At 70.8% G+C, this 1,732-nt stretch carries 1 protein-coding gene; it reads right to left on the bottom strand.

What is annotated here, in order from left to right; genetic code table 11:
* Positions 1 to 14: 14 nt before the first annotated feature.
* Positions 15 to 1,637 carry an IS1634 family transposase gene (locus tag C1A33_RS24755; RefSeq protein ID WP_243407911.1) on the bottom strand — a complete coding sequence of 541 codons (1,623 nt, stop codon included), beginning with the start codon at positions 1,635 to 1,637 and terminating at the stop codon, positions 15 to 17.
* Between the last annotated feature and the right edge of the window lie 95 nt (positions 1,638 to 1,732).

Genomic DNA, 1,732 nt, shown 5'->3' with positions numbered 1-1,732 from the left:
GGCCCGTATGTCGATCATGGTGGGCGGGTTGGGTCGACGCCGAGGATGTCGAGGAGGTGCTGGTGCAGGTGTGGTGGGCGCGGGATGTAGGCGGGTCGGTGGTCCTGGGCGGGCACGAGGCGCAGCGTGCTGAGCGTGCCAAGGACGAGTGCGCCGGTGGGGCGGGCGGGACGACCGGCGTAGAGGCCGGGGATCTTCCCGTCGGGGCCCGCGCCGAGGCGGGCTTGGCGCTCGATGAGTGAGAAGACGAGCAGGGCCAGGCAGATCACGTGGATGAGGGCGTGGATGCGCTGGTTGGAACGCAGGAACATCGGCGTGACCGCGAGCGGGCCTTTGAACGTGCCGTAGCGGCGTTCGGAGACTTCCTGGCCCTTGTAGCGGGCGAGGACCTCGGTGGGGCTGATGCTGTCGGGCAGGTTGGTCAGCAGGGCGTACCAGCCGTCGGTGGCGGCCTCGGCGTCGAGGACGGTCTGGTCGAACTGCCAGGTCAGGGAGGGTTTCCCGGTGTCCGGGTCGACGCTGGTCTGCGCGATCAGGTAGCGGGAGACCCGGTGTTTGGTCGTGAGGAACGCCAGACGGGTCTTCACCGCGGTCTCGGTGCGGTAGAGGTGGTGGCTGCCCGCGGCGCGGGCGAGGGTGTCCAGGGCCTCGCGGGCGCGGTCCAGCTTCAGAGCGCGGGCCGCCTTCGCGGCCTGGTCGTTCGCCGATGACCAGACGAACACCGTGCGCACCGTGACCGGCGGGTCTTTCTTCCGCGGCCCGCGCAGCACGGTCGTCCCCTCGCGGGCGCGGTAGCGGGCCCGCTGGTGGACCGGCTTGTCCTGGTCGCGGGCCGCGACATGCTCGATGATCGTGGCGGTGGCCCAGTCCTGGGCGGCGAGGACCCGCGCGGGCACGGCTGTCTTCGGCGCCGGCGCGAGGAACGTGACCCCGGGAGTCGAGGTCAGCGCGGTCAGGTTCCCGTAGGAGACGAGCTTGGTGTCCCCGACCAGCAGGAACCTGCGCGGGCCGGCGAGCTCGACGAGAGCGCGCAGCGCGCCCTGGACCTGGGAGACCTCCCCAGCGCCGCCGTCGTAGGCACGCGGGAGCAGCGGGATCCCACCGTCGCCGGTGCTGGCCAGGCCCGTCTGAACCTGCTTGAGGTCGGGACGGCGGTCCTTCGGGTGGCCGTAGCGCGGCGTCGCGTAGTCGCCGTCGACCTCAGGGTAGGCGCCGTACAACGAGATCGAGGTCATGTCCCAGTGGAAACGGGACACGTCGAGGCCGAACGCGGCGATCGCCGCCGCCCCGACCGAACCGGCGACCTGCTCGCTCACCGGGGCGAGCGCGTCAAGCGCCCGGCCGACCCGGTCGTCGTTGAGCGCGTCCGGGGACATGCCGAACATCTCCTCGACCGCCCACCGACGGGCCCACGTCTCGACGTGCAGCAGCGGGGTCGGCGAGGTCAACCGGTTCGCGACCAGCGCGGCGATCACCTGGCCATGGGTGACCCGATTGACCTTGTCGCGCATCGGGGCGAGCCGATCGATCGTGCCCGCCAGATCGAGACGGGCCAGGTAGTCACGCACCACGGGCAGCACACCGAGCGGCTTCTCCACGCTCGGCGGCCCGTAACCCGCCACAACCGACACAGCCACGAACAGTCCCAGACCCGCCACCACGGATCCCGATCAACCCGACCCGATCCGAACAATCAACCACGTAGCTGTCTCACCACACGAACGTGCGGAAG

The sequence above is a fragment of the Frankia canadensis genome (assembly GCF_900197875.1).
Lineage (GTDB): Bacteria > Actinomycetota > Actinomycetes > Frankiales > Frankiaceae > Frankia > Frankia canadensis.
The sequence above is the reverse complement of the archived record's forward strand: the minus strand, read 5'-3'. Positions and strand labels throughout refer to the sequence as shown.